23 protein-coding genes are annotated in these 26,098 nt (G+C 73.8%); 14 read left to right on the top strand and 9 right to left on the bottom strand.

Going from position 1 to position 26,098, the window contains the following annotated elements:
- On the bottom strand, positions 1-1,218 hold the full coding sequence (locus ACQEVU_RS37025) for an aminotransferase class I/II-fold pyridoxal phosphate-dependent enzyme (RefSeq protein WP_433331994.1): 1,218 nt from the start codon (positions 1,216-1,218) through the stop codon (positions 1-3).
- A 353-nt stretch (positions 1,219-1,571) separates the two neighbouring features.
- Between ACQEVU_RS37025 and ACQEVU_RS37020 the strand changes: the two genes are divergently transcribed.
- On the top strand, positions 1,572-5,144 hold the full coding sequence (locus ACQEVU_RS37020) for an ATP-binding protein (protein WP_433331992.1): 3,573 nt from the start codon (positions 1,572-1,574) through the stop codon (positions 5,142-5,144).
- A gap of 134 nt (positions 5,145-5,278) precedes the next feature.
- On the opposite strand, the gene ACQEVU_RS37015 is transcribed toward ACQEVU_RS37020, so the two are convergent.
- From ACQEVU_RS37015 to ACQEVU_RS37000, 4 genes are all read right to left on the bottom strand, one after another.
- Positions 5,279-6,475 (bottom strand): AAA family ATPase, encoded by a 1,197-nt coding sequence (locus ACQEVU_RS37015; RefSeq protein WP_433331990.1) that lies wholly within the window; start codon positions 6,473-6,475, stop codon positions 5,279-5,281.
- Between the two features lie 227 nt (positions 6,476-6,702).
- Positions 6,703-7,455: a 3-oxoacyl-ACP reductase family protein gene (locus ACQEVU_RS37010; RefSeq protein ID WP_433331988.1), complete on the bottom strand. Its 753-nt coding sequence runs from the start codon at positions 7,453-7,455 to the stop codon at positions 6,703-6,705.
- Complete coding sequence (locus ACQEVU_RS37005) at positions 7,452-8,435, bottom strand: 3-oxoacyl-ACP synthase III family protein (protein WP_433331986.1); 984 nt, start codon at positions 8,433-8,435, stop codon at positions 7,452-7,454. The genes ACQEVU_RS37010 and ACQEVU_RS37005 overlap by 4 nt, the downstream gene beginning before the upstream one ends.
- Positions 8,432-8,686, bottom strand: coding sequence for a hypothetical protein (locus ACQEVU_RS37000; RefSeq protein WP_433087364.1), 255 nt, complete (start codon positions 8,684-8,686; stop codon positions 8,432-8,434). The genes ACQEVU_RS37005 and ACQEVU_RS37000 overlap by 4 nt, the downstream gene beginning before the upstream one ends.
- Positions 8,687-8,971: 285 nt before the next feature.
- Here ACQEVU_RS37000 and ACQEVU_RS36995 point away from each other — a divergent pair, with 285 nt between their 5' ends.
- Genes ACQEVU_RS36995 through ACQEVU_RS36960 form a run of 8 tightly spaced genes read left to right on the top strand, consistent with a single transcriptional unit; the run spans position 8,972 to position 18,300 of the window.
- Entirely contained in the window at positions 8,972-9,853 is an 882-nt protein-coding gene (locus ACQEVU_RS36995) for a class I SAM-dependent methyltransferase (RefSeq protein ID WP_433331984.1), read from the top strand.
- 13 nt (positions 9,854-9,866) lie between these two features.
- Positions 9,867-11,420 (top strand): flavin-containing monooxygenase, encoded by a 1,554-nt coding sequence (locus ACQEVU_RS36990; protein ID WP_433331982.1) that lies wholly within the window; start codon positions 9,867-9,869, stop codon positions 11,418-11,420.
- Positions 11,421-11,425: 5 nt separating this feature from the next.
- The gene (locus ACQEVU_RS36985) at positions 11,426-12,913 is read left to right on the top strand and encodes an FAD-binding protein (RefSeq protein ID WP_433331980.1); all 1,488 of its coding nucleotides are present in this window, start codon (positions 11,426-11,428) and stop codon (positions 12,911-12,913) included.
- A gap of 47 nt (positions 12,914-12,960) precedes the next feature.
- Positions 12,961-14,277 carry an alpha/beta fold hydrolase gene (locus ACQEVU_RS36980; protein ID WP_433331978.1) on the top strand — a complete coding sequence of 439 codons (1,317 nt, stop codon included), beginning with the start codon at positions 12,961-12,963 and terminating at the stop codon, positions 14,275-14,277.
- Positions 14,278-14,284: 7 nt separating this feature from the next.
- Positions 14,285-15,064 (top strand): thioesterase II family protein, encoded by a 780-nt coding sequence (locus ACQEVU_RS36975; protein WP_433331976.1) that lies wholly within the window; start codon positions 14,285-14,287, stop codon positions 15,062-15,064.
- Positions 15,065-15,077: 13 nt separating this feature from the next.
- Complete coding sequence (locus ACQEVU_RS36970) at positions 15,078-16,571, top strand: multicopper oxidase family protein (RefSeq protein WP_433331974.1); 1,494 nt, start codon at positions 15,078-15,080, stop codon at positions 16,569-16,571.
- A 14-nt stretch (positions 16,572-16,585) separates the two neighbouring features.
- The gene (metK, locus tag ACQEVU_RS36965) at positions 16,586-17,773 is read left to right on the top strand and encodes a methionine adenosyltransferase (protein ID WP_433331972.1); all 1,188 of its coding nucleotides are present in this window, start codon (positions 16,586-16,588) and stop codon (positions 17,771-17,773) included.
- A gap of 26 nt (positions 17,774-17,799) precedes the next feature.
- Positions 17,800-18,300, top strand: a complete 501-nt coding sequence (locus tag ACQEVU_RS36960; RefSeq protein ID WP_433331970.1) for a DUF1772 domain-containing protein — start codon at positions 17,800-17,802, stop codon at positions 18,298-18,300.
- A 182-nt stretch (positions 18,301-18,482) separates the two neighbouring features.
- On the opposite strand, the gene ACQEVU_RS36955 is transcribed toward ACQEVU_RS36960, so the two are convergent.
- On the bottom strand, positions 18,483-19,880 hold the full coding sequence (locus tag ACQEVU_RS36955; protein ID WP_433331968.1) for a condensation domain-containing protein: 1,398 nt from the start codon (positions 19,878-19,880) through the stop codon (positions 18,483-18,485).
- Positions 19,881-20,054: 174 nt separating this feature from the next.
- Here ACQEVU_RS36955 and ACQEVU_RS36950 point away from each other — a divergent pair, with 174 nt between their 5' ends.
- The 3 genes from ACQEVU_RS36950 to ACQEVU_RS36940 are packed head-to-tail and all read left to right on the top strand — an operon-like array spanning position 20,055 to position 21,516.
- Positions 20,055-20,330: a YggT family protein gene (locus ACQEVU_RS36950; protein ID WP_433331966.1), complete on the top strand. Its 276-nt coding sequence runs from the start codon at positions 20,055-20,057 to the stop codon at positions 20,328-20,330.
- A 34-nt stretch (positions 20,331-20,364) separates the two neighbouring features.
- Positions 20,365-21,276: a sporulation protein gene (locus ACQEVU_RS36945; protein WP_433331964.1), complete on the top strand. Its 912-nt coding sequence runs from the start codon at positions 20,365-20,367 to the stop codon at positions 21,274-21,276.
- Positions 21,277-21,300: 24 nt separating this feature from the next.
- Positions 21,301-21,516 carry a ferredoxin gene (locus ACQEVU_RS36940; RefSeq protein WP_433331962.1) on the top strand — a complete coding sequence of 72 codons (216 nt, stop codon included), beginning with the start codon at positions 21,301-21,303 and terminating at the stop codon, positions 21,514-21,516.
- Between the two features lie 60 nt (positions 21,517-21,576).
- On the opposite strand, the gene ACQEVU_RS36935 is transcribed toward ACQEVU_RS36940, so the two are convergent.
- Positions 21,577-21,987 (bottom strand): hypothetical protein, encoded by a 411-nt coding sequence (locus tag ACQEVU_RS36935; protein ID WP_433331960.1) that lies wholly within the window; start codon positions 21,985-21,987, stop codon positions 21,577-21,579.
- 96 nt (positions 21,988-22,083) lie between these two features.
- Positions 22,084-22,893, bottom strand: coding sequence for an SDR family NAD(P)-dependent oxidoreductase (locus ACQEVU_RS36930; protein ID WP_433331958.1), 810 nt, complete (start codon positions 22,891-22,893; stop codon positions 22,084-22,086).
- A 65-nt stretch (positions 22,894-22,958) separates the two neighbouring features.
- On the opposite strand from ACQEVU_RS36930, the gene ACQEVU_RS36925 reads away from it, so the two are divergent.
- Together ACQEVU_RS36925 and ACQEVU_RS36920 are read left to right on the top strand one after the other, a co-directional pair.
- Positions 22,959-23,630, top strand: coding sequence for a winged helix-turn-helix transcriptional regulator (locus tag ACQEVU_RS36925; protein WP_433331956.1), 672 nt, complete (start codon positions 22,959-22,961; stop codon positions 23,628-23,630).
- Positions 23,627-24,724, top strand: a complete 1,098-nt coding sequence (locus ACQEVU_RS36920) for an alanine racemase (RefSeq protein ID WP_433331954.1) — start codon at positions 23,627-23,629, stop codon at positions 24,722-24,724. The genes ACQEVU_RS36925 and ACQEVU_RS36920 overlap by 4 nt, the downstream gene beginning before the upstream one ends.
- Before the next feature lie 161 nt (positions 24,725-24,885).
- On the opposite strand, the gene ACQEVU_RS36915 is transcribed toward ACQEVU_RS36920, so the two are convergent.
- Positions 24,886-26,094 carry an SGNH/GDSL hydrolase family protein gene (locus tag ACQEVU_RS36915; RefSeq protein WP_433335224.1) on the bottom strand — a complete coding sequence of 403 codons (1,209 nt, stop codon included), beginning with the start codon at positions 26,092-26,094 and terminating at the stop codon, positions 24,886-24,888.
- Positions 26,095-26,098 lie beyond the last annotated feature (4 nt).

Below are 26,098 nucleotides of genomic sequence, written 5' to 3'. Positions count from 1 at the left end.
CTAGTCCGCGATGAGCCGGCACTCGCGCGCCGCCTTGAGGAAGGCTTCGGCGGCGACGTCGATGTCGGTGGTGTCGTGCCGGGCGGTGATGGCGATCCGCAGGCGGGCCAGGTCGTTCGGCACCGCGGGGGAGACCACCGGCAGGCCGATGACGCCGGCCCGGCGGCACGCGGTCGCGTAGTCGTAGGCGGCCTCGTCCGAGCCGGCGATCAGCGGGATGACCGCGGTCTGGCTGTCCAGCGTGCGCATGCCGGCCGCGTTGAGGATGCGGCGCAGCCGCTCGGCCTCGCGCTGCGTGTGCTCGACCCGCCAGGGCTCGGCCTGCAGGATGCGCAGCGACTCCAGCGCGGCGCCGACCTGGGCCGGGGCGAGGGCGGCCGAGAAGAGGAACGGGCGGGCGTTGTACCGCATGTGCGTGATCAGCTCGCGGGTGCCCACCACGTAGCCGCCGTTGGACGGGATCGCCTTCGACAGGGTGCCGAGCTTGATGTCGACCTTCACCTGGTTGTCGAAGTGCTCCTCGATGCCCCGGCCGGTGCGGCCGATGACGCCGAGCGCGTGCGCCTCGTCGACCATGAGCAGCGCCTCGTGCGCGTCGCAGACGGCGCGCAGCTCGGGCAGCGGCGCGATGTCGCCGTCCATCGAGTAGACGCTGTCGACGATGACCAGGCGGACGCCGTCACCGCCGACGTCGCGCAGGCGGCGGTCGAGGTGGTCGGGGTCGTTGTGGCGGAAGCGGGTCACCGTCGCGCCGCTGAGCTTGCAGCCGTCGACGATGCTGGCGTGGTCGTACTTGTCGATGAACACGGCGTCGCCGGGGCCCACGATGGCGCCGATCGTGCCGACGTTGGCGGCGTAGCCGGAGCCGAACACCATCGCCGCCTCGCGGCCGGTGAACTGGGCGACCTCGGCCTCGAGCTCCTCGTGCAGCGGCGTGGAGCCGGCCAGGGCGCGCACGCCGTGGGTGCCGGTGCCGTAGACGTCCAGCGCCGCCTTGGCCGCCGCGACGATGCGCTCGTCGCCGCCCAGGCCGAGGTAGCTGTAGCCCGACATCATCAGGTAGCGCTCGCCCGAGATCTCGCCGTAGGCGCTGTGGCGGTCGTGCTTGTAGGGCACGAAGCTGTTCTTGCGGCTCGGGTCCGACTCGAGCGCCGCGACCCGGCGGTTGGTCGCGGCAACCCGGGATTCGAGACGCCGCCAGCCATCGGAAGTATTCACGCCTGTCTCCTCGTCACGATCGTCCGGTGAACGCATTTCTACGGAGCGGGCCGCAACGGCGGCGCAACACGGCCGCCGCGCCCCCCGGCACCGGCGCAAACGGTTGGGAGGCAAGGGATCGCGTCACGGTTGCGCCCGGCGCCGGGCCCGGGGTCACCCGGCCGGGGCCGTCCGGCCGGTCGGCCGCGGGGCCGGGGCGATGCGCATCTGTTGCGCTCCGTCGATAGAACGGCAAACGGCGGCACCCGCCGCGAATTGGACGCCCGGAATCCATCTGCGCTTTCTTGACGAAACGCGGCGATGAACGCTTATAGTCGAGCTTCAATACGTGACGGATGCGGGGTGGCCGGACGTTGTTGATCAAGCTGTGCGGACTGATCACGATCGAGGAGTCCGACCGGCCGACCCGGTCCCTGTCCAGCGCGCAGGCCCAGGTCGCGTTCGCCCGGCTCACCCTGGAGCGGGTCAACGGCACCAGCCGCGACCAGCTCGCCGACACGGTGTGGCCGGACGGCCCGCCGGACACCTGGGCCTCCGCGCTGCGCAGCGTCGTGAGCCGGGTCCGCGCGTTCGCGGCCGGCGCCGAGGACGGCGGCAGCGCCGGGCTCGTCTCCCAGGGCGGCCGCTACCTGCTGCGCCTGCCCGACGACGTGGTCGTCGACGTGGAGCGGGCCGAGGCCGACGTGCACGGCGCCGCCCAGGCGTTCGCGGGCGGCGGCTACGCCGAGGCCCAGCGGCGGGCCGCCGCGGCGATCGAGTGCCTGCGCGGGCAGTTCCTGCCCGAGCACGAGGGCGAGTGGGTGGCCGGCGTCCGCGAGCGCCTCGACGGCCTGCTGGTCCAGGCGCTGGAGACCGCAAGCCTGGCCGGCTCGGCCCTCGGCGACGCCCGCACCGCGCTCTACTGCGCCGAGGAGGCGGTCCGGCTGGCGCCGCTGCGCGAGAGCGCGCACCGCTGCCGGATGGCCGCCCACGTCGCCGGCGGCAACCGGGCCGAGGCGCTGCGCTCCTACAACCACCTGCGCCAGGCGCTCGCCGACGAGCTCGGCGTCGACCCGGCGCCGGAGACCCAGGCGGCCTACCTCGAGCTGCTCAGCGGCCCCGAGCCCCGCCCGGCCGCCCGCTCCGGCGGCTCGCCGGCGGCGGCCCGCGGCCCGGCCGTGCCGTTCGTCGGCCGCGGCGCCGAGCTGGAGGCGATCGAGGACGCGTGGAGCCGGGCCGAGCGCGGCGAAAGCGCGCTGGTGCTCGTCGCCGGCCCGGCCGGGGTCGGCAAGACCCGCCTGGTCACCGTCGCCGCCCGGCAGATCAGCCTGGACGGCGGCGTCGTGCTCTACGGCCGCTGCGACCGCGACAGCCCGGTGCTCTTCCAGCCGGTCGCCGCCGCGCTCACCGACCTGCTGGCCGACGTCCCGGCCGAGCTGGCCGCGGCCGCCCGGCGCGTGCTGGACCGGCTCGCCCCGCCGGCCGAGGGGCCCGGGCGCCGGGCCGAGCTGCTCGCCGCGCTCGGCGACGTGCTGGCCGGGCTGGCCGCCCAGCGCCCGGTGCTGCTCATCACCGACGACCTCGACGCCGCCGGCGACGACACGCTCCTGCTGCTGCGGCACCTGCTGCGGTACCGCCGCGACTCCCGCCTGCTCGTGCTCGGCACGTTCGACCCGGGTGCCGACTGCGCCGGCGCCGTGGCCGCGGCCCTGCGCGACCTGGAGCACGACGACCGCCGGGTCCGCCGGCTGGCGCTCGGCGGCCTCGACGAGGACGCCGCCCTGGCGCTGGTGCGCCGCCTCGCCCCCGACCGCTCGGCGGCCCGGCTGCCGGCCCCGCACCGGCTCATGGCCGACACCGCGGGCAACCCCTACCTGATGCTGGAGCTGCTGCGCTGGCACCGCGACCGGGACGGCGACAAGCTGCCGCCGGCGATCCACGACTACGTCTCGGCCCGCCTGGCCAGGCTGGACCCGGCGCCGATGCAGCTGCTGCGCACGGCCGCGGTCGCGGGCCGCTCGTTCGAGCTGGAGCTGGTCGCCGAGGCGGCCGAGCTCGACGCGGGCCGGTCCATGGACTCCCTCGACGTCCTCATGGGCCTGGGCATGATCGTCGAGGCGCACGCGCGCACCGGCGACGGCGGGCGGGCCGGCCGCTACCGCTTCGCCTACGACCTGCTGCGCCGCTCGGTCTACGAGCGGCTCAACGACGCGCGCCGGCGCTGGCTGCACACCCGCCTGGCCGACGCGATCGAGACGCACCGGGCCGGGCAGCTCGGGCGGTACAGCCGCATCCTGGCCCACCACCGCGCGGCCGGCGCCACGCCCCACGGCGACCAGCGCGCGGTGCGCTGGAGCTGGCGGGCGGCGGCCCGGGCCACCGCCGAGGGCGCGGCCACCGACGCGGTCCGGCTGCACCGGCTGGCGCTGGAGCACGTGCCGCCCGGCGACGAGGAGGTGCGTGCCGAGGCGCTGACCAACCTGGGCCTGGCCCAGCTCGCGGCCGGCGAGGCCGGCTGCGAGGAGACGCTGCTGGACGGCGCGCTGCGGGCCATGCACCACGGCCGGTTCACCGTGGCCGCGCAGGCCGCGCTCGGCCTGGCCGACGCGGTGCAGCTGCGCCCGGCGCTGCGCGGCGAGGCCGAGGCGCTGATCGGCACCCTGGTCCGCCGGGTCGTGCACCGCTGGGACGGGCCGGCGTCCGGCGCCGAGTTCGCCCCGGCCCTGGACGAGCGCGGCGACGGGGACTGGGCCGGGCGCCGCGATCGGTCCCGGCCGCTGGCCGCGGTCGACGACGCCACCATCGGCCGGCTGCTGGCCCGGCAGGCCCGCCTCGGCGCCCCGGTCGCGCGCGGCCCGGCGGCGAGCGCCGGCCTGGACGCGCTCGGCCGGCAGCTGCGGGCGCTGGAGAGCCCCGAGGAGGTACGCCGGCGGCTGGCCCTCTCCGGCGACGTGCTCGCGCTGGCGGGCGTGGTCGGCGACCACCGCTGGCAGCTGCTGGCCGCGCACCACCGGGCGATGGCCGCGCAGACGCTCGGCGACCTGCCGGTGCGCGGCGAGGCGCTGCAGAGCCTGGCCAGCGCGGGCGAGGCCGGCGGGGCGCAGGACGAGCGCCTCGCCGACATGCTGCTGACCGAGCACGCCGTGGCGGTCGCGCTGACCCAGGGCCGGCTCTCCGACGCCATGCTCACCGCGACGCTGGTCGCCCGGGCCGCCGGGCCCGTGTACGGCCCGCTGCCGCTGGGCATCTCGCCGACGCCGGGCGTGCTGGCCGGCCGGCAGCTGTTCGCGGCGCAGTGGCTCGTGCTGCCGCCGGAGGGGCGGAGCATGCGCGTGCTCGCGCTGGACTCGCCCGCCCGGCCGCCGGCGTTCGACCCCTACGGCGAAGTGGCGTACGGGCAGTACGGCCCGCTCGGGGCGCTCGGCGAGGCCGACGGCGGCGGGGACGACCCGGTCGAGGAGGCGCTGGCGGCGCTGGCCCGCGGCGAGCGCGGCGCGGCCGCCCTGCGGCTGCGCTCCCTTGCCACGGGCGTCGAGCCCCTCGCGGCCGGGGACATGTTCCTGCACCAGGCCGGCGTGCTGGCGATGGCCGTGCACGAGCTCGGCGACGCCAACACCGCCGAGGCGACCCGGGCGCTGCTGCTGCCCTACGCCGACCTCTACTGCGGCGTCGGGTACCGCAGCTTCGCCGGCCCGGTCGCGTTCCACCTGGGGCGGCTCTCGGTCACCCTCGGGGACTGGCCGGCCGCCGAGCGCTACCTCACCGCGGCCCTGTCGCAGCTCGGCGAGTTCCGGGCCCGGCCGTGGATCGCGCTGGCCCAGCAGTCGCTGGCCGAGGCCCTGCAGGGGCGGGCCCGGGCCGGGGACAACCGGTGGGCGGCGGCATTGCGGGCCGAGGCGAGCCGCGTCCTCACCAGCCTCGGAACCCCCCGTGCGGCCCTGGCGTAGCGCACGGAATTCGGCAATTCGCCCCAATGGCGCCGATAACGGCAAACCGGCAATCCGTGCAACTCGGCAATTCGCCCCGCAGCGGCGAATCGGCGTGCGGCGGAACTCGACCTACACGCTGTAGGTAATCGCTTTTACAGTTGAATGCGGTCGATCGCCGTGCTGCCGGCGGAGGTCGCGGAGCCGGCCAGCCGCTCGGCGATCGCGCCGGAGGCGTCGCCCTCGCCGGACGTGGTCATGAGCACGGTCACCGGCCGCTGCACGCAGGCGTGCCAGAGGTGGGCGAGCACCTGCACCGATGCCGGGTCGGCCCATTGCAGCTCGTCGAGGACCAGCAGCGTGGGGCGGCGGGCGGCGATGCGGGACAGCCAGGTGCCCAGGGCCTCGTCGGTGCGGCTGGCGGCGGAGTCCCAGGGCCAGGCCACCTCGACCGGGGGCCCGGAGCGGGCCACGCCGATGCGGGCGCCGACCTCGGGCAGCAGCCGGACGATCTCCTCGACGTGACCGTCCAGATAGGACCGTAATCGCTCGACCGCGCATCCGCCGGCGTAGGAGCCGAACGCCTCGCGCAGCGCGCCGTACTCGTCCGGGTGCTGGCGGTCCCAGCGGCCGTACAGCACCAGCGCCCCGGCGGCGTGCGCCCGCAGCGCCAGGTCCGCCCCGATGGCCGTGCGGGCGGCCCCGCTGCCCCCGCCGACGAGGACCATCCGCAGGTGCCCGGCGGCGCTGTGCCGCCAGATGCGCAGCAGGTCGCGGCGGTGCGGCGCGGTGCCGGCCGAGTCGGCCTCGACGGCCTCGGCGGCGCGGCGGGCCCACTGCAGGTTCGACGGCGCGTCGCTGTCGTCGTCCTCGCGGGCCAGGCAGAGCTCGTAGACTCGCTCGGGCGGCTTGTCCCGGTCGGGCGTCCACACGCCGTGGTAGAGCAGGTCGGCGTCGCGGGGGAGGGTGGCGCCGACGAGGATCGCGGTGGCCGCGGCCATCAGGATCTGCCCGCGCGCGGCGCGGGCCAGCAGCTGCGCGGCCCGGGCCGGGCCGGCCGGTCCTTCGCCGGCCGTGCACAGCACGATCCGCATGCCCCAGCGCCGGGCGTCGTCGCCCTCGGCGCGCGGTGCGGCGGCGCCATCGGTGCCGTCGTCCAGGGCGACGACCATGTCGATCGCGGCGCGGGCGGCGTCGAAGCCGCCGTCGAACAGTGCACGCAGCGTCCGCACACCGCCCCGCTCCTCGAGGTGGACGTCGAAGCCGTCGGCACCGAGCGCGATGTCGCGAGCCAGGTCGGTTTCCGTAATTTGGAATCGGTCGTCGAACTCGGCGAGCAGAAGCGTTGCCAATGCAGAGGTCATTTGGCGCCAAACGGGCGGCCGGAGGCGTCCGGGCGATCTTATCGGGGTCACCCGCGAAGCTATCACGCCATCGCTATTTGCGCGCGAGCAAAATCTTTCGGCACTCTTGGATTCAGGTGACGGTTTGAAAACGGCATGGGGCGATCGGCCGACTCTTGCGCCAATCGCCCCGCATCTGCAGCCCCTGATGCCGATGAAAACATCGTGAATCAAATTCAGGTAATGGAAACGCCGCCGTCAATGCTCAGCACCTGGCCGGTAATGAAGTCGCCGTCCAGGAACAGGCCCATCGCCCGGGCGACCTCCTCGGTCCGGCCGAACCGCGGGATCGGCGTCTTGGACCGGATCCCCTCGGTGACGGCGTCCGACAGGTCCTGCGTCATCCCCGTGATCATGAAGCCGGGGGACAGTGCGTTGACGGTCACGCCGCGCCGGCCGCACTCGGCCGCCAGCGTCCGGGTCAGCCCGATCACCCCGGCCTTGGAGGCCGAGTACGCGGTCTGCCCGGCCGTGGCGATGAGCCCGGACGGCGAGACGATGTTGACGATCCGGCCCCAGCGGCGGCGCAGCATGCCGGGCACGGCGGCCCGGCTCGTGTGGAACGTGCCGATGAGGTTGGTCTCGATGACCGCCCGCCAGTCCGCCGGGGACTGCATGGCCATCAGCGAGTCGCGCCGGATCGCGCCGTTGTTCACCAGGACGTCGACCGGGCCGAGCCGGGACTCGATCTCGGCGTTCATCGCCTGGACCGCCTCCCAGGACGCGACGTCGCCGGTGACGACGATCGCGTCGTTGTGCAGCTTGGCCCGCACGGCCTCGGCGCCCTCGGCCGAGCTGTTGTAGTGCACCGCGACGCGGCACCCGAGGGCGTCGAGCTCGATCGCCAGGGCCTGGCCGAGCCCGCCCGACGCGCCGGTGACCAGCGCGACGGGCGAGGCCGGCCGGGGGCGGCCAACGGTGTCGGTCATCGGTCGGCCCCCCACTCGATCAGCATCGAGCCCCACGTCATGCCGGCGCCGAAGCCGGCCAGCAGCACGAGGTCGCCCTGCTTGATGCGGCCCGCGTCCAGCGCCTCGGACAGCGCCAGCGGGATGGACGCGGAGGCGGTGTTGCCGTATCGATCCAGGTTGGTGACCAGCCGCTCCGGGTCGATCCCGGCGTGGTTGAGCACCGAGTTGATGATCCGGATGTTGGCCTGGTGCGGCACGACGTGGTCCACGTCGCCGACCTTCACCCCGGCCTTCTCCAGCGTCGCCCGCACGGTCCGCACGGTGAAGCGCACGGCGTTGAGGTAGATCTCGTTGCCGTTGATCCGCGCGTAGTGCAGGCCCTGCTCGGCCGTCTCCACGGTGGTCGGCATCCGGCTGCCGCCGGCGAGCACCTTGAGGCTGCCGGTGCACGCGCCGTCCGCGCCGAGGTCGAAGGCGAGCAGCTTGTCGCGCGGCTCCGGCGTCAGCACGACCGCGGCCGCGCCGTCGCCGACGAGGATCCGCAGGTCCCGGTCGGCAGGGTCGACCGAGAGGCTGTGCGTGTCGGAGCCCACGACCAGCATCGGCCGCGGGTCGAGCTGCATCAGCGCCACCGCGTGCAGCAGCGCGTAGACGAAGCCCGAGCACTCGGCGTTCACGTCGTGCGCGCTGGCCTTGAGGCCCAGGTCGTGGGCCACGAACGCGGAGGTCGCCGGCGACGGCTGCTCCGGCGTCGCGGTCGCCACGACCAGGTGCGCGATGTCGGCCGGGGTCAGCCCGGCCCGCGCGATCGCCGCCCGCCCGGCGTCCACCGCGAGGCTCGCCGTGGTCTGCCCGGGCGACACGATGCGCCGCTCGCGGATGCCGCACCGGCTGACGATCCAGTCCTCGTCCACGCCCAGGAGGCCGGCCAGCTCGGAGCTGGCCAGCACCTGTTCCGGGACGGCGGTTCCCCAGCCGGTGATGCCGAAGGCGCTCACGACGCCGCCGGCTCGCTCACCAGCGCCGCGATGCGACCGTGCACGACCCGCATGGTGGTGGTGTCGTCGATGTCCTTGAACAGCGACTCGTCCGCCGGGATGTGCGGGTACTTGTTCTGGAACCCGTACAGCCACTCCATGAGGTCCAGCGAGTCGACGTCGGCGATGTGCTGGATCGGGGCGTCGGGGTCGACGGCGGCGGCACCCGAAACCTCGCGCAGCTGGTCGGCGAGCTCTTCGACGGTGGGCATGTCCATCTGCTTGGCTCCTGTCATCTCCACGGTTCTGCCTGGCTCGTAGCAAACGGTGTGCGGCGCAACGGGGCCGCAACGTCCGTCGATATGGCGTTGACCTGGGCCGCCGCCGTGTTGCGGGAGAACGGGCCGCAGGCCGGGGGCCGTGTGCCGCCGGCGCGGGGCGCGCCGCGGCCTCGTCGCCGTTGCGCGGCTGTTGCGGCGAACCGGTTACCTCACACCTCGCAGCCATAGAAGTGCCGCCATGCAATCAGCCGCAGAAAGCGACAAGGGAGGTCCGCGATGACGACGGTCCTGGCCGGTCCGGTGAACCCCGAGGTCGGGGCGATCCGCCACCACTACGAAGTGAGCAACGCGTTCTACCGGATCGTGCTCGGCCCGACGATGATGTACTCGGGCGGGTACTGGAGCGACGGCGAGGACCGCTACGCCGCGCACGACGAGGGGCAGTACCGCAAGCTCGACGCCTTCATCGAGCTGGCCCGGGTCAAGGGCGCCGACCGCGTGCTGGACATCGGCTGCGGCTGGGGCACGATGCTCGACCGGGCCACCCGCGTGCACGGCGCCAAGGCGGGCGTCGGTCTCACCCTCAGCCGCACGCAGGTCGACTGGATCGAGACGCTGAACAACCCGGCGATCGAGGCGCGGGTCGAGTCGTGGGAGGACCACACCACCGACCAGCCCTACGACGGCGCGTTCTGCATCAACGCGCTCGAGCACTTCGTGCTCTCCAGCCTGCCGCCGAAGGAGCGCACCAAGCGCTACCAGTTCTTCTTCGAGCGGGTGCACTCGCTGCTCAAGCCCGGCGCCGGCTTCGTGCTGCACACGATGACCGCCGAGCGCCTGCCGCTGAACCGCCAGCTGCTGGACGACCTGAAGTTCCTGCAGCGCGAGGAGTTCGCCGGCTGCCACATCCCGCACCTGTCGGAGCTCACCGCCGGCGCCGAGGGCCTGTTCGAGGTCAACGAGATCAAGAACGAGCAGCTGTCGTTCGCCGACGCCTGCCGGGTGTGGCTGCAGTACCTGGCCGAGCGCCGGGACGAGGCCGTGGCCCTGGAGGGCGAGACCGTGGTCGCCCGCTTCGAGCGCTACCTCGACATCTTCGCCTACACGCTCGAGGACAAGTACTTCAACAACTTCCGCGTCGTGCTCACCCGGCGCTAGAGGGGAACCCGCAATGACCAGCACTGTTGAGACTCCGGCCGAGGTCGGTTCCGGCGGTCCGGGCGGCAGCGGCGGCCCCGGACGCCACGTGAAGGTCGCCATCATCGGGACCGGCTTCTCCGGCCTCGGCCTGGCCATCCGCCTGCGCCAGCAGGGCTCCGACGACTTCCTGCTCTTCGAGCGCGCCGGCGAGATCGGCGGCACCTGGCGGGACAACACCTACCCGGGCTGCGCCTGCGATGTCATGGCGCTGCTGTACTCCTACTCGTTCGCCCCGCGCGCCGAGTGGAAGACCACCTTCGCCAAGCGCGACGAGGTCCTCGAGTACCTCAAGTGGTGCACCGAGCGGTACGGCATCCGCCCGTTCATCCGCTTCCACCACGAACTGCTCGGGGCCCGCTGGGACGAGGCCGCCAAGGTGTGGCGCCTGCACACCAGCCAGGGCGACTACACCGCGAACGTCCTGGTGACCGGCACCGGCTACCTCAGCGACCCGTCCATCCCGGACATCGAGGGCCTGTCGTCGTTCGAGGGCGCGATGTTCCACTCGGCCAACTGGGACCACGACTTCGAGCTCAAGGGCAAGCGGGTCGCGGTCATCGGCTCGGGCGCCTCGGCGATCCAGTTCGTCCCGGCGATCCAGCCCGAGGTCGGCCACCTGGACCTCTACCAGCGCACGCCCCCGTGGGTCGGGCCGAAGCCGAACAAGAACATCGGCGCCTCGCACATCTGGGTGCGCAAGCACGTGCCGGGCTACCAGAAGTTCCGGCGCAACTTCAACATGTGGGGCCGCGAGATCGTCGCGTTCTTCATGAGCGACCCGAAGAAGGCCAGCCAGAGCATCCAGGGCATGGCCGCCAAGCACCTGAAGAAGAGCGTCGCCGACGAGCAGCTGCGCGCCCGGCTGACCCCGGACTACGCCGTCGGGTGCAAGCGGCTGCTGTTCAGCAACACGTGGTACCCGGCCATCACCTCGGCCAACGTGGACATCGTCAGCGACGGCATCAGCCGCGTCACCCCGACCGGCGTCGTCGACAGCAACGGCCGGGAGCGCCCGGTCGACGCCATCATCCTGGGCACCGGCTTCCGGGCCACCTCGCGCCCGATCGCCGAGCGCGTCTACGGCCGCGGCGGCGTGAGCCTGGCCGACGCGTGGAGCGACGGCATGGCCGGGCACCGCGGTACCACCATCGCCGGCTTCCCGAACCTGTTCATGATGCTCGGCCCGAACACCACGCTCGGCCACTCGTCGCAGACCGTCATGATCGAGGCCCAGCTGGCCTACATCATCGACGCGGTGCGCCAGATGGACAAGCGCGGACTGACCAGCGTCGAGGTGCGGCCGGAGGCCCAGGCGGCGTACAACGAGCGGCTGGCCGGCCTGCTGCACGGCACGGTCTGGAACGCCGGCAGCTGCGCCAGCTGGTACCTCGACGCCAACGGCCGCAACTCGTCGATCTGGCCGACGTACACCTGGCGCTTCCGCGGCCTGACCAAGAAGTTCGACCTCGAGTCCTACCAGGTCACGGTGGCCACCGGCGCCGGCGTGCCGGCCCGGGCAGCGTGAGCGCGATGACGACGTCGCGTCGCGCACTGTTCAAGGGCGCGGCCGCGTCCGCGGTCGTCGTCGGGTTCAGCCAGGCCGGCGGCTGGGTCACCGCGGCGGCCGCCGCCCCGGCCGGCACCGTCCCGGTCCCGGCCCTCGACGGCACGCTGGAGACGGCGCCGTCGGTGCTGGCCGGCTTCTCGCACGACTTCGGCGAGCTGGCCGGCGGCGCCCCGCGCGCCGTGCTCCGGCCCGGCTCGGACGCCGACATCGTGAAGATCATCCGCTACGCCCGGCGGCTGAAGCTGCCGGTGGCCGTGAACGGCCAGAGCGGCACCGGCACCGACCTGGAGTCGCACTCGAACTACGGCCAGGCCCTCGTGCCCGGCGGCATCGCGATCGACTCGCGCTCGCGGCACACCATCCACCGCATCGACACCGGATCCGCGGTCGTCGACGCCGGCGTCACCTGGGCCCAGCTGGCCGACGCGGCCCTGGCGACCGGGCAGACGCCGGCGGCGCTGACCGACTACCTCAACCTCTCCATCGGCGGCGTGATCTCGGTCGGCGGCGCGGGCGGCACGGTGCAGCGCTACGGCCTGCTCTGCGACACCGTCCTCGAGGTCGACGTGATCCTGGGCACCGGCGAGCTGGTCACCGCCTCGGCGACCAGCCGCTCCGACGTGTTCAACGCGGTGCTGGCCGGCGGCGGGCAGTACGGCATCATCACCCGCGCCAAGATCAAGCTGGTGCCGGCCAAGGCCCGCGCGCTCAACCTGAACCTGTACTACGACGATCTGGCCACCTACATGGCCGACGCCGAGCGGGTCATGCGCGAAGCCCGGTTCGAGCACCAGGAGGGCGGCATCGTCCCCACGGCCGACGGCAGCGGGTGGCGGTACAAGATCGAGGCCGTCTCCTACTACGACGGCCCGGCGGCGCCCGACCAGGCCCGGCTGCTGGCCGGCCTGCGCGACGACCGCGCCTCCCTCGAGGTCGCCGACTCCACCTACCGGGAGTGGATCTTCCGGGCCGACGGGTGGGAGGCGTTCCTCAAGGACGGCGGCTACTGGCCCCAGGCCAAGCCGTGGCTCAGCATGGTGTTCCCGGCCGCGTCGGTGCGCCCGTTCGTGCGCGCCGTCATCGCCGAGCTCACCGCGGCCGACCTCGGCGGCGGCTTCACGGGTCTCTACCCGTTCCCGACCCGGCGGCTGACCCGGCCCATGTTCATGCTGCCGGGCAGCGGCGACCCGGTCACCTACCTGTTCGACCTGCTGCGCTTCCCCGGCCCGGACCAGACCGGCGACATCCCGCGGATGCTCAGCCAGAACCGGCGCCTGTACGACCTCGGCGTCTCGCTCGGCGCCAAGCGCTACCTGGTCGGCGCCGTGCCGAACATGACCGGGGCCGACTGGCGCCGGCACTTCGGCCCGCAGTGGCCGATCGTCCGGCTGGCCAAGCAGCGCTTCGACCCGGACGGGATCCTCACCCCCGGTCAGGGCTTCTTCGCCTGACACGGCGCTCGGCGCCGCTCGCGGTTTCTTCTCCCTGAGGAGTTGTCATGCATCGCTACGACATCGTCAACGACGCGGTCATCGGCGCGTCGCCCGAGCGGGTCTGGGACGCGCTCATCGCCGAGTTCCAGGGTGCCCGGAAGTGGTGGGTGCCGGCCAACACGTTCCGGACCACGGCCGGCTCGCCGGACCGCCGGGGCGGCACGGTCGAGGTGACCGTGCACCCGAAGGGCGTCGACAAGGGCGGCCCGAAGCTGCAGTTCATCGCCCGCACCCGCATCGTGGAGCCGGGCCGGCTGCTCGTCGCCGACTACGTCGGCGGCGCCTTCAGCGGCGTCAGCACCTACCGGCTGGAGCCGTTGGACGGCGGCCGGACCCGGCTGCAGATGCACTTCCTGGCCGACCCGCAGGGCCCGGCCAAGATCCTCTCCAAGCTGGCCGACATCGCCAAGGAGCACACCAACGCGACCAAGGCCGCGTTCGAGCGCCTCGACGAGCAGCTGCGCGGCGGCGCGCCGGCCACCCCGGCGCCGGTCGAGCTGCAGGTGCGCACCGACGACGGCGCCCGGCTGGCCGTCACCGCGCACACCCCGGCCGCGGTCGCCCCCGGCACCCCGACCGTCGTGCTCGCGCACGGCTGGGGCGCCGGCCGCCCGACCTGGGACGCCGTCGTCACCCGGCTCGTCGCCGACGGCTTCCCGGTCCTCACCTACGACCAGCGCGGCCACCAGGGCTCCACGATCGGCTCGGACCCGTTCACCGTCGAGCGGGTCGGCCGCGACCTGGCCGCGGTCGCCGGCACGGCCGACGGGCCGGTCATCGTCGTCGGGCACTCCGGCGGCGGCTTCGCCGCGCTGGCCTTCGCCATCGCCGACGCGGCCGACCCGGCCGGCCGGCTGTGCGGGCTGGTCCTGCTCGGCACCGCCGCCCACGGCCAGTACGTCGGCGACGGCGAGGCCAGGATGATGGGCAACCCGGTGTTCAGCTGGGCCCTGGGCCGCGGCCCGGTCGGCCGGGGCATGCTGCGGCACACCCTGGGACCGGCCGTCCCGGCGCAGGAGCAGGAGACCAACCGGCGCCTGTTCGCGACCGTGCCGCGGAAGGTCCGCGAGGCCGCCTTCCGGGCCAGCAAGGACATGGACCTGCGCGAGGGCCTGGCCGCGGTGACCGTGCCGGCCGTCGTGCTCTCGGGCGCCGGCGACAAGGTCGTCGACCCGGCGCTCGGCGAGGCGATCGCGGCGGCCATGCCGCGCGCCCGCTACGAGCGGCTCCCCGCCGCCGGGCACATGCTGCCCATCGAGGTGCCGACCGTCGTCGCCCGCGCGGTCGCCGAGCTGCACGCCCCGGCGTACCAGGCAGGGTGAGCCGGGCATGACCTCGCCCTGGTTCAGCGGCCTGTCGGCCGACCAGTCCGACGGCGTGGGGGAGCGGCCCTTGCGGCTGTTCTGCTTCCCCCACGCCGGCGGCGGGAGCCGGTTCTACAACCTGTGGCGCCAGCGCCTGGCGCCCGGCGTGGTCGAGGTGTGCGCGATCGTGCTGCCCGGCCGCGACGGGCGGCTGCTGGAGCCGCCGTACAACCGGATGGAGCCGCTGGTCGACGACCTGACCGGCGCCCTGGCGCCGATGCTGGACCGCCCGTTCGCCTTCTTCGGGCACAGCCTCGGCGCCGCCGTCGCGTTCGAGACCGCGCACCGGCTGCGCAGCCTCGGCCTGCCCCAGCCGCGATGCCTGGTCGTCTCCGGGCGCCGGGCGCCGCACTCGCCGGTGCCGCCGCCGTTCTCCCACCTGCTCAGCGACGACGAGATGCTGGCCGAGGTGTCGAGCCTCGGCGGGCTGCCGGCGAAGTCGCTGCGGCACACCCGCGCGCTCGAGGCGCTGCTGCCCAGCCTGCGGGCCGACTACCGGATCAACGACACGTACCTGCCCACCGGCGGGCGGCCGTTGGACCACCCGATCTACGCCTACGCCGGCGACCGCGACCCGATCGCGGCGCCGGACGACGTCGCCGGCTGGCAGCTCGCCACCACCGGCGCGTTCCGGCTGCGGGTGTTCCGCGGCGACCACTTCTACCTCCGCGACGCGCCGCCGGACTTCGCCGCCGCCGTCGTGGCCGACCTGCGCGAGGCGGCTCCCTCGGCGGTACCGCAATGACGGCGGTACCGGGATGAACGCGCTGCGCCCGCTGCGGGTGCTGCTCGCCGTGGTCCTCGGCCTCGTCGCCGGGGGACTCGGCTACGGCGGCTGGCTCGTCCTGCGCCCGTCCGTCGACACCATCGGGCGGGTCGGCTTCGAGCACCCGCTGCGTGTACCGCCGCTCGCCGAGTCCACTGTCGATGGCGGCGGGGTGCGCCGGTTCGCCCTCGACGCCCGGCCCGGGGTCAGCGACTTCGGGCACGGGCGGACGGCCACGTGGGGGTACAACGGCGCCTACCTGGGCCCGACGCTGCGCGTCAAGCAGGGCGAGAAGGTCCGGGTCGACGTGCACAACGGCCTGCCCGACGCGACCACCGTGCACTGGCACGGCATGCACCTGCCGGCCGGCGCCGACGGCGGGCCGGCCAACCCGATCAGGCCCGGCGGCACCGGCACGGCGGCGTGGACGGTGAACCAGCCGGCGGCGACGCTGTGGTACCACCCCCACCCCGACGGCCGCACGGAGGAGCAGGTCTACAAGGGACTGGCCGGCATGGTCATCGTCGACGGCAGCGGCCCGGCGGCCGATCTGCCGTCGCAGTACGGCGTCGACGACCTCCCGGTCATCGTGCAGGACAAGGGGTTCGAGGACAACGGGAACTTCGGCGTGCCCAACCCGCTCGGCGGCACGCTCGGCATCCTCGGCGACACGCTGCTCGTCAACGGCACCGAGGGCCCGTTCCTCGACGTGACCTCGTCGCTGGTGCGGCTGCGGCTGCTCAACGCGTCCACGGCGCGCAGCTACCTCTTCGCCTTCTCCGACGGGCGCTCCTTCGACCTCGTCGGCACCGACGGGGGGCTGCTGGCCGCGCCGTACCGCACCGACCGCATCGAGGTGTCGACCGGCGAGCGGGCCGAGATCATCGTGGCGATGAAGCCCGGCGAGCGCGTCGTGCTGCGCAGCCTGCCCCCGAACCCGGACGGCGGCACCGTCGTGCGGCAGTTCCAGGGCGGCGGCGACCGCTTCGACGTGCTGCAGCTGCGCGCGGCCGCGGCGCTGAGCCCGTCCCGTCCCGTCCCGGCCCACCTCGCCGACGTCGCCCGGCTGGACCCCGCCGGCGCGGTCCCGCGCACGTTCGAGCTCGCCAACCGGGCCATCAACGGCCAGAAGATGGCCATGGACCGCGTCGACGTCGTGGCCACCCGAGACGTCACCGAGCGCTGGACGATCCACAACGACGACTTCATGCAGCACAACTTCCACCTGCACGGCACGCGGTTCCAGGTGGCGGCGCTCAACGGCCGCGCCCCGCCGCCGCCGTTGTCGGGCTGGAAGGACACCGTGAACCTGCGCCCCGGTGACCGGATCGAGCTGCTGGTGCGCTTCACCGACTATGCCGATCCGACCACGGCGTACATGTACCACTGCCACCTGTTCAAGCACGAGGACAACGGCATGATGGGCCAGGTCGTCGTGATCGACCCGGGCCAGCAGGTCAGCCTCACCCACCACCACCATCCGTAGAGGGGACACCCGCCGTGCCACGCCGACTGTTCACATCCGAGTCCGTCACCGAGGGGCACCCGGACAAGATCGCCGACCAGATCAGCGACTCCGTGCTCGACGCGCTGCTGGAGCAGGACCCGCGCAGCCGGGTCGCCGTCGAGACCCTCATCACCACCGGCCAGGTCCACATCGCCGGCGAGGTGACCACCGCCGCCTACGCCGACATCCCCGGGCTGGTCCGCGAGACCGTGCTCGGCATCGGCTACGACTCCTCGCACAAGGGCTTCGACGGCGCGTCCTGCGGCGTCAGCGTCTCCATCGACGCGCAGTCGCCCGACATCGCCCAGGGCGTCGACTCCGCGATCGAGGTGCGCGAGGGCGCCCAGGTCGACGAGCTGGACCTGCAGGGCGCCGGCGACCAGGGCATGATGTTCGGCTTCGCGTGCAGCGAGACCCCGGAGCTCATGCCGCTGCCGATCGCGCTGGCCCACCGGCTGGCCCGCCGGCTCGCCGCGGTGCGCAAGGACGGCACGGTGCCGTACCTGCGCCCGGACGGCAAGACGCAGATCACCATCGAGTACGACGGGCTGCGCCCGGCCCGCCTGGACACCGTCGTCATCTCGTCCCAGCACGCGGCCGGCATCTCGCTGGAGTCGCTGCTCGTCCCCGACCTGCGCGAGCACGTCGTCGGCCCGGAGCTGGAGGCGCTGGAGCTCGACACGAAGGACTTCCGGCTGCTGGTCAACCCGACCGGGCGCTTCGAGGTCGGCGGCCCGATGGGCGACGCCGGCCTCACCGGCCGCAAGATCATCGTTGACACCTACGGCGGCTACGCCCGCCACGGCGGCGGTGCCTTCTCCGGCAAGGACCCGTCGAAGGTCGACCGCTCGGCCGCCTACGCGATGCGCTGGGTCGCCAAGAACGTCGTGGCCGCCGGCCTGGCCGAGCGCTGCGAGGTCCAGGTCGCCTACGCCATCGGCAAGGCCCACCCGGTCTCGCTGTTCGTGGAGACGTTCGGCACCGAGACGGTGCCGGTCGAGCGCATCGAGAAGGCCGTCAACGAGGTCTTCGACCTGCGCCCGGCCGCGATTATCCGGGATCTGGAGCTGCTGAAGCCGGTGTACCGGCAGACTGCGGCCTATGGGCACTTCGGCCGGGAGCTGCCGGGCATCACGTGGGAGCGCACCGACCGCGTCAACGACCTGAAGTCACTCGTCTAGGTTTCGCCGATTCTGGAGGTACACCCGTGTCCGCTGCATCATCGTCCCCCTCCGGCGCGGCGGGCGCGGCGCTCGGTCTGGCCGGTGCCGGCACCGGCGTGATGGCCGGACTGTTCTTCGCCTTCGACGCCGCGGTGATGCCGGCGCTGGCCGGCAAAGACGACCGCACGTTCACCGAGTCGATGCGCTCGATCAACCGTTCGATCGAGAACCCGCTGTTCGGCCTGGTGTTCACCGGCGCCCTGGCCGCCCCGGCCACCGCGGCCGTGCTGCTGCACCGCAACGGCGAGCGCCGGGCGGCCCGCTGGGCGGCGGCCGGCGCGGCGCTCTACGGTGCCGCGGTGGTCGTGACCGGCGCGGTCAACCTGCCGCTGAACGCGGGGCTGGCCCGTACCGCCGACGTCTCGGCGGCGCGGGCCCGCTTCGAGCGGCGCTGGCGGACGGCGAACGCGGTGCGCACCGTGCTCACGACGGCGGCCGCGGTCTGCGTGGGCCGCGCCGCCGCCCTGCACGGCCGCAGGTCCTGAGCGTGGCGTGACCGGCGGGCGGGCCCGAGGGGCTCGCCCGCCGCGCCGTGCCCGGCCGGCACCGCGAGCCGCGGTGCCAGCGCGCGGGGCGCGATCGCCGCCTCATCGCGGCGGGCGACGATGCGGGCATCGCGCCGTGCCCGGCCGGCACCGCGAGCCGCGGTGCCAGCGCGCGGGGCGCGTCAGCGCACGGCGGCGTAGAGGCTGCCCGTTGTCGCGGATTCGTTCAGGGCGGCGCGGACGATCAGCCGCTCCAGGTCGGACAGGAAGCCCAGCGGGCCGCGGCGGCCGAAGAAGCCGTGCTCCACGCACAGCATGATCTCGGCCGTCTCCCCCAGGTCCATCAGGAACATGAAGAAGTTCGCGTGCTTCGGGAGGCGGTCGATGACCGGGGAGCGCAGCTTCGTGGCCGGCTGCAGTTCGGCGATGCGGGCGGCGAGGTCCTCCTGCGGTACCGCCGCCGGAGCCTCGGCGTCGAGCAGCGCGAACCGGGTGTCGTTGAAGAAGCAGTACCCGTCGGTGGTGATGCCGCGGCGCTCGGCCACCTCGGCGATCAGGGTGTCCAGGGCGCGCGGGGCGTACTCGCAGTGCGCGTACGCGGCGAGGGCGGCGTCGGCGCTGCGGCGCAGGAAGGCGTCGAGCGTCTCGGTGCGGCGCAGGTCCGGCGGGCACGGCAGGCGGAAGAGGGCGTTCTCGTTGAACGCGGCGACCACGCCCCGGCTGGCCGGGCGGAAGCGGGTCGACACGATCATGCGCAGCGCGGCGTCGTCCTCGCCGGTGTAGGCCGCCAGCTGCAGCGTCGTGCCGCCCAGCAGGGCCGTCGCCGCGGGCACGCCGTGACGGGCGGCGAGGGCGTTCGCGGCCAGGGCCAGGGCGGGGGACTGGATGAGGCCCCAGTCGAGGTTGGGCGGGTCGTCGCTGACGCGCTCGAGCATGCTCGACGGGAGCGTCTCGAGGTGGCGGGCCCAGAAGGCCAGGGCCTTGGCCTCGCGGCGGCGGCCGATGTCCGAGCGCTCGTACTCCCCGCGGGCGAGCGGCTGCTGCCCGGGCTCCGTCACCAGCGGCGGGTCGGCGAGCAGGTTGGCCAGGTCCGCGCGGACGATGTTGAGGCTCCAGCCGTCGACGGCCATGTGGCTCGCGGCGAGCAGCACCGTCAGCGGCTCGCCGCCGCGTAACAGCACGGCGGCGCGCAGCGGCAGGTCGGCGCCGATGTCGAACCACGGCCGGCGCAGCGCCTCGCCGAACTCGGCCACGGCCTCGTCCAGCCCGACGTCGCCGAGGTCGTCCAGCTCGTACACCCACAGCGGGATCTCGCCCTCGGGCACGACGCGCTGGCGCGGGCCGTCGGGCGTGTCGGCGTACACCGTGTGGAGCGAGTCGTGCCGCTCGACCAGGCGCCGCAGGGCGTCGCGCGTGCCCGCCAGGTCGCGGCCGGGCGGCACGGGGCACGTGACGAGCAGGTTGAGGCTGGTGTCGCCCGGCGGCAGCCAGCGGAACACGTCCCAGATCGCCACCTGTGCCCAGATGAGCGGCCCCTCGGCGGCGTGTCCGGTGCTGAACGGGATGACCTGTCTGTCCACGGCTCACCGATCCTCTGGATCACACCCGACGTGGAGCGACCACCAGGCTACGGTGGGCATCCAGAACTTTCAACGATCGCTGTCAAAATCTCGGTCTCTTGCCGATTTCTTGACCCAGCCCGCCCGCACCCGGCACACAGCGGGCTCACAGCATCCCGGCGCACAGTTGCCCATGTGGGTCTTCTTCTCGGCATCATCAGCCTGGCGCTGCTCGTCTTCCAGCTGCTGCTCGTCCTGCGGGCCGTCCTCGACTGGAGCGCCGTGCTCGCCGGCCCGTCGTCCACGGGCTCGGTCCGCTCCCGCCTGACCGCCGGCGTCTGGCGGATCACCGAGCCGGTGCTCGCCCCGGTGCGGCGGGCGCTCCCGCCGCTGCGCCTGGGCGGCGTCTCGCTCGACCTCGCGTTCATCGTGGTCTTCCTGGCGATCATCCTGCTCCGCGCGCTGATTTAGAAACCATACAGTTCCACGTGCTAGATTCCCGGCCATGGTGTTCAAGAGGATGCTGGCCGCCCTCGGCGTGGGCGGCCCGAGCGTCGACACGGTGCTCGACCACCCGGTCGCCCGTCCCGGCGGCTTCGTCGAGGGTCAGGTCCACATCCGCGGCGGCGACCGCGAGGCGCAGATCGACCGCGTGCTGGTCTCCCTGATCACCCGGGTCAAGTCGGCCGGCGACCAGCAGCTCGTGACCTTCCCGGCGGCCGAGCGCCTCCGCGTCGCCGCCGGCGAGGACCTCGCCGTGCCGTTGCGCCTGCCGGTCCCGTGGGAGACCCCGATCACCACCGTCTACGGCCGCCCGCTGACAGGCATGGTGATGGGCGTGCGCACCGAGCTCGAGGTGACGGGCGGGCGCGACAGGGGCGACCTGGACCCGGTCGGGATCGAGCCGCTGCCGGCGCAGCAGAGGATCCTCGACGCGCTCTCCGAGCTGGGCTTCCGGTTCAAGTCGGCCGACGTCGAGCCGGGCGTGATCCACGGCCTGCCGCAGCAGCTGCCCGTGTTCCAGGAGATCGAGTTCTGGCCGGCCCCGCAGTATGCGGGCCGCGTCAACGAGGTCGAGCTCACGTTCGTCGCCGACCCGCGCGGCGTCGAGGTCGTCCTGGAGCTCGACAAGCGCCGCGGCCACGATGCGTACAGCCGCTTCGCCATCGCCCACGACGACGCCGGGCGCCCCGACTGGACCCGCGTGGTGGACGGCTGGATTCGCGAGGCCACGGATCGCCACGTCGCCGTCTACGGCGCCCCCGGCCCCGAATACGGCTACCCGGGCCACCGCCGCGGCCCCGGCATCGGCACCGCCGTGGCGGCGGGCGCCGCGGGTGTCGTCGGCGGCATGGTCGCCGGCGAGCTGATCGAGGAGGCGTTCTTCGACGAGGGCGACGAGGACTTCTTCGGGTAGGCGCCTTTCGATAGGTTGGACGCCATGTGGCGGATCACCGTGAACGACAGGTGCATCAGCTCGGGCAGCTGCGTGGGCCTCGCCCCCGAGCGCTTCGAGATCGACGACTTCGAGGGCCGCTCACACCCGACCCCGTCGGACATCGAGCCGGACGACGCCGTCCTGGATGCGGTCGCGTCGTGCCCGATGGAGGCCATCTCGGTGGTCGACCTGGACACGGGCGAGCCGGTCCAGGTCTGACCCCGTCCAGGTCTGACCCGGCCGCGGTCGGTCGACCACGGCCGGGTTTCGGGGCGTGCGTCAGCTGGAGGCGACGCCGAGGTGGGCCTCGCCGCCGTTGTCCTCGCCGCCGAGGCCGCTCAGGCGGGCGTGCAGGTCGTCGATGTCCCCACCCGTGAACGACGGCTGCTCGCCCTCGTCGTAGCCGGCGCTGTACTCGACGTGCTGCCCGTGCTCGAGCGCGCTCGTCTCGGCCTGCGCGTGGTCGTGCTCGAAGACGCCGAACTGCTGGCCGAAGTCCGACTCCGAGCCGTGGTCCGCGTGCACCTGGTCCAGCGCGCTGTGCTCCTGGCCCGCCTCGAAGTGACCGAAGTCGTGGCCGCCGAAGACGTCGGGCTGGTCGTTGCCGGTGTAACCCGGGTCGAGCTGGTCGGGCTGGTCGTTGCCCGTGTAGCCGGGGTCGAGGTGGCCGCCGTCGTCGTAGTCGCTCATCGTGTCCGTCCCTCGGAATGTCGCGGTGGGTGTTCGTGCTGAACAATAGGCGGCCGCCTGCGGCCGCGTATCCCCAAACCGCGCCACCCCCCGCCCTCAGTCCACGAGGGCGCCGGCGGACAGGTTGACCACCGTTGCCGTGATGGCGGCGGCGCGGTCCGAGGCCAGGAACGCGGCCGTCTCGGCGATCTCGGCGAGCGTGGGCAGTCGCTTCAGCAGCGTTCCCTGGGCCAGGCCGCCCTCGAGGAACTCCTGGACCGACTGCCCGCCCGCCTGCGCGACCGGCCGGAAGAGCTCGCCGGTGTAGGAGCCCGCGGCCGGCCCGTCCAGCACGGCGTGCGGGCGGATGCCGACGACCCGGACGTTGCCGGGCGCCAGCTCCGCGGCCAGCAGCCGCGAGAAGGCCTCCTTGCCGGCCGCGCTCACCCCGTGCCCCAGGATGCCGCCGACGGCCAGCCGGGCGCCCGGCTCGGACAGGTTGAGGATGACGCCGGGGCGCTCCCGGCCCATGTGCCGGGCTACGGCCTTGCTCGTGATGAACAGGGTCCGCAGAAACCCGTCGATCGGCCGCATGAACTCCTCGAGCGAGAGGTCCGCCAGCAGCGTCCCCTGGTCGTGCATGACGCTCACGGCGTTGAGGGCGACGTCGATGCGCCCGGTCGTCGCCGCCACTGCGTCGGCGTGCCGTTCGACCGCCTCCTGATCGAAGGCGTCGACCTGCGCGGTCTCGACCTTGCCGCCCGCGGCGGCGATGTCGCGGGCCACGGCGTCGAGCCTCGCCTGTGTCCGCCCGGCGATGAAGACGCGCGCCCCTTCGCGGGCGAACACCCGGGCGACGGCACCACCGATGGCGCCCCCGCCCCCATAGATCACCGCGGTCCTGTCCTCAAGCAGCAGTCCACTCATGGGGATATGCAACCACGTATAGTTGTGAAAAACAATCATCTGCCATAAGGGTTTAGGATCGCCACATGCCGACCAGCCGTAGCTATCGGGACTCGTGCGGGATCGCCCGGGCCCTCGACGTCGTCGGGGAGCGGTGGGCCCTGCTGGTCGCCCGCGAGCTGCTCTTCGCGCCGCAGCGCTTCTCGGAGCTGCGCCACGCGCTGCCCCACATCAGCTCCAACCTGCTGGCCGACCGGCTCCGGGAGCTCGAGCACAACGGGGTGATCCGCCGCGGGGCCGCGCCGGCGCCGGGCCCGCAGGCCTACGAGCTGACCGAATGGGGCCGGAAGCTGGAACCGATCCTGCTGGCCCTGGGCGACTGGGGCATCGACGCGCCGCAGCCCCCGCCGCCGGCCGCGCTCAGCGCCACCTCCGTGCTGATCTTCCTGCAGGGCGCCGCGCGCCCCGACCCCGCGGCGCCGCCGATGACGTGCCGGCTCGAGCTCGACGGCCGGGCCTGGACGGTCCACCTGGCCGACGGACGGGCTCAGGTGCGGGCCGGCGAACCGGCGGCGGCGGACGTCTCGCTGCGCACGGACCCCGCGACGCTCAGCGGCCTGCTCACCGACCCGGCCGCGCTCCCCGCCGCGGCCGCCGACGGCGCCGTCGCGGTCGTCGGCGATCCGGCGGCCATCGCCCGCCTGCTGCACGCGGTCACCGACCCGTGGCCCGGGGACGCCGATATCGTGGCGCGGTGAACCTCGAAGATCCGCAGACCCCGTTCCTGGCCCTGGACCCCGCGATCGTCGCCGCCAACGCCGCCCGGCTGCGCCACCGGCTCGGGGCGACCACGCTGCGGCTGCACGTCAAGACGGCCAAGTCGGTCGAGGTCGCGCGGCTGGTGCAGGGGCGCGAGCCCGGGCCGGTCACCGTCTCCACGCTCGCCGAGGCCGAGGCGTTCGCCGGCGCCGGGTACCGCGACATCGTCTACGCCGTCGGCATCGCGCCCGGCAAGCTGGCCCGGGTCGCCGCGCTGCGCGAGCGCGGGGTCGACCTCGTCGTGCTCCTCGACAGCGTCGAGCAGGCCGCCGCCGTGGCCGAGCGCGGCATTCCGGCGCTCATCGAGGTCGACTGCGACGGCCACCGCGGCGGCGTCGCGCCCGACGGCCCCGAACTGCTCGCCGTCGCCGGCGCGTTGCGGGACGTCCGCGGGGTGCTCGTGCACGCCGGGGAGTCGTACTTCGCCGACGGCGACGACGCGCTGCGCGCCGCGGCCGAGCGGGAGCGGCTGGCGGCCGTCGGGGCCGCCGGGGCGCTGCGGGCCGCGGGCTTCGCGGCGCCGGTCGTCAGCGTCGGGTCGACGCCGACCGCGCACTTCGCCGCGGACCTCACCGGCGTCACCGAGGTCCGCGCCGGCAACTACGTCTTCTTCGACCTCGTCATGGCCGGCATCGGGGTGTGCGGCGTCGGCGACCTCGCGCTCAGCGTCGTCGTGACGGTCATCGGGCACCGGCCCGACAAGGGCTGGATCCTCACCGACGGCGGCTGGATGGCGACCTCGCGGGACCGGGGCACGGCCCGCCAGCGCGTCGACCAGGGCTACGGCCTGGTCACCGACCTGTCCGGGGCGCCGCACGAGGACCTGCTCATGACCGACGCGAGCCAGGAGCACGGGATCCTGTCGATGCGGCCGGGCAGCGACCGGCCGCTGCCGGGCCTCCCCGTCGGCACGCGCCTGCGGGTCCTTCCGAACCACGCGTGCGCGACCGCGGCCCAGCACGACCGGTACCACCTCATCGCGCCCGACGGCCGCGGCGTTGCCGCGGTGTGGGAGCGGATCAGGGGCTGGTAGGCGGCGGCAGGCAGGCCGGCTGCACGAGCGGCGGCTCGTGCAGCCGGCCTGCGAGATCACCCAGGCGCGCCCCGCAGGCATCTGCGCCGCACGCATGGTGCCGAGCAGCGGCCCCTCCGCCGGGCTCGTGGCGTTGGCCGGCCCAGCGCATCCGGGCCCGGCTAGGCGGTGGTGATGCTGCCGTCCGGCTGCCGCGAGCACGTGACGGCCCGGGCCGCCGTGGTGGCGGCGGCCGCGAGGCAGCGGGCCAGCACCGCCTGGCCGGCGGCGGTGGGGTGCCACGACTCCTGGCAGGTCTGGAAGTACGAGGCGCAGGTGTTCGCGATCCGCTGGATGTCGATCTTGTCCTTGCCCGACAGGCTCGTCACGAAGGTGCCGCTCGGGCCGTCCTGCAGGCGGATCGGCGTGGCCAGGGCGTTGGCGGGGCTGCCCGGGTGCTCGCACAGGCGGGCGCCGTCGAAGGCGTGCTGGACGTCGAGGAACACCAGGTCGTCGTTCGGGAACTCGGCGGCGACGGTGTTGCGGACGTTCTGCACGAGGGTGCCGAGGCCCTGCGAGAACAGCTGGCCGGCGGCCAGGCTGGCGCGGTGGATGGGGCATCCGGCGGCGTAGCGGACGGCGCCGAGTTCGCGGAACTTGTCGCGGTCGTCCTGGCGGCCGTCGGCCTCCCAGTAGGACGGGTCGAGGTCGGCCGGCAGCGGGTTGGTGTAGTCCTGGAACACCACGCGGTGCTGGTGGTCGGCGTCGACCTGGTCGAGGGTGGTGAGCAGCTGGCGTACCGCGGCGACCGTCTCGGCCGTCGCCGCCTGGAACTGGGCCGCGGTGGCGAGGTCGGCGGCCGCGCACGGGGACTGCGGGACGGGGCCGTTGAGGTATGCCCAGAATTCCCACCACCCGGTCCACGCATCGGCGATGAAGCGGTTGGCGCACTTCTCCGCGACGTCGCCGAACGTGAACGAGCTGTTGTTCGAGCCCAGGCCGACCAGCACGAGGTCGATGTCGTGGGTCTGGGCCACGGCGCGGAGCTGGTCGAGCTGGGCGGCGACCGTGCGGCCCTTGGCACGGGCGGACGACGGACTGGCGAAGTCGGCCGGGCGCCCGCCCGAGCAGGCCAGGTTGTAGCGGTCCTGGATGCCGGGCAGCGACGCCTGCAGCAGCGAGGCGCTGGCGGAGCGGTGGCAGAAGAACGCGTTGCTGTTCGGCGCCGACCAGCCGGGGAAGGACTGTGCCACCCCGTTGGCGTCGACGACGGGCTGGTAGTTCCCGGCCCCCTCGCCGCTGATGAAGCTGTCGCCCAGGGCGACGGCGGCGGTGGGGAGGGCGGCGGCAGCGGGCGGGGCGGGCGCCACGAGTGCGCTGGTGGCGACCATGGTG

It is taken from the genome of Dactylosporangium sp. CA-139066 (assembly GCF_050936175.1).
Classification (GTDB): domain Bacteria; phylum Actinomycetota; class Actinomycetes; order Mycobacteriales; family Micromonosporaceae; genus Dactylosporangium.
The sequence above is the reverse complement of the archived record's forward strand: the minus strand, read 5'-3'. Positions and strand labels throughout refer to the sequence as shown.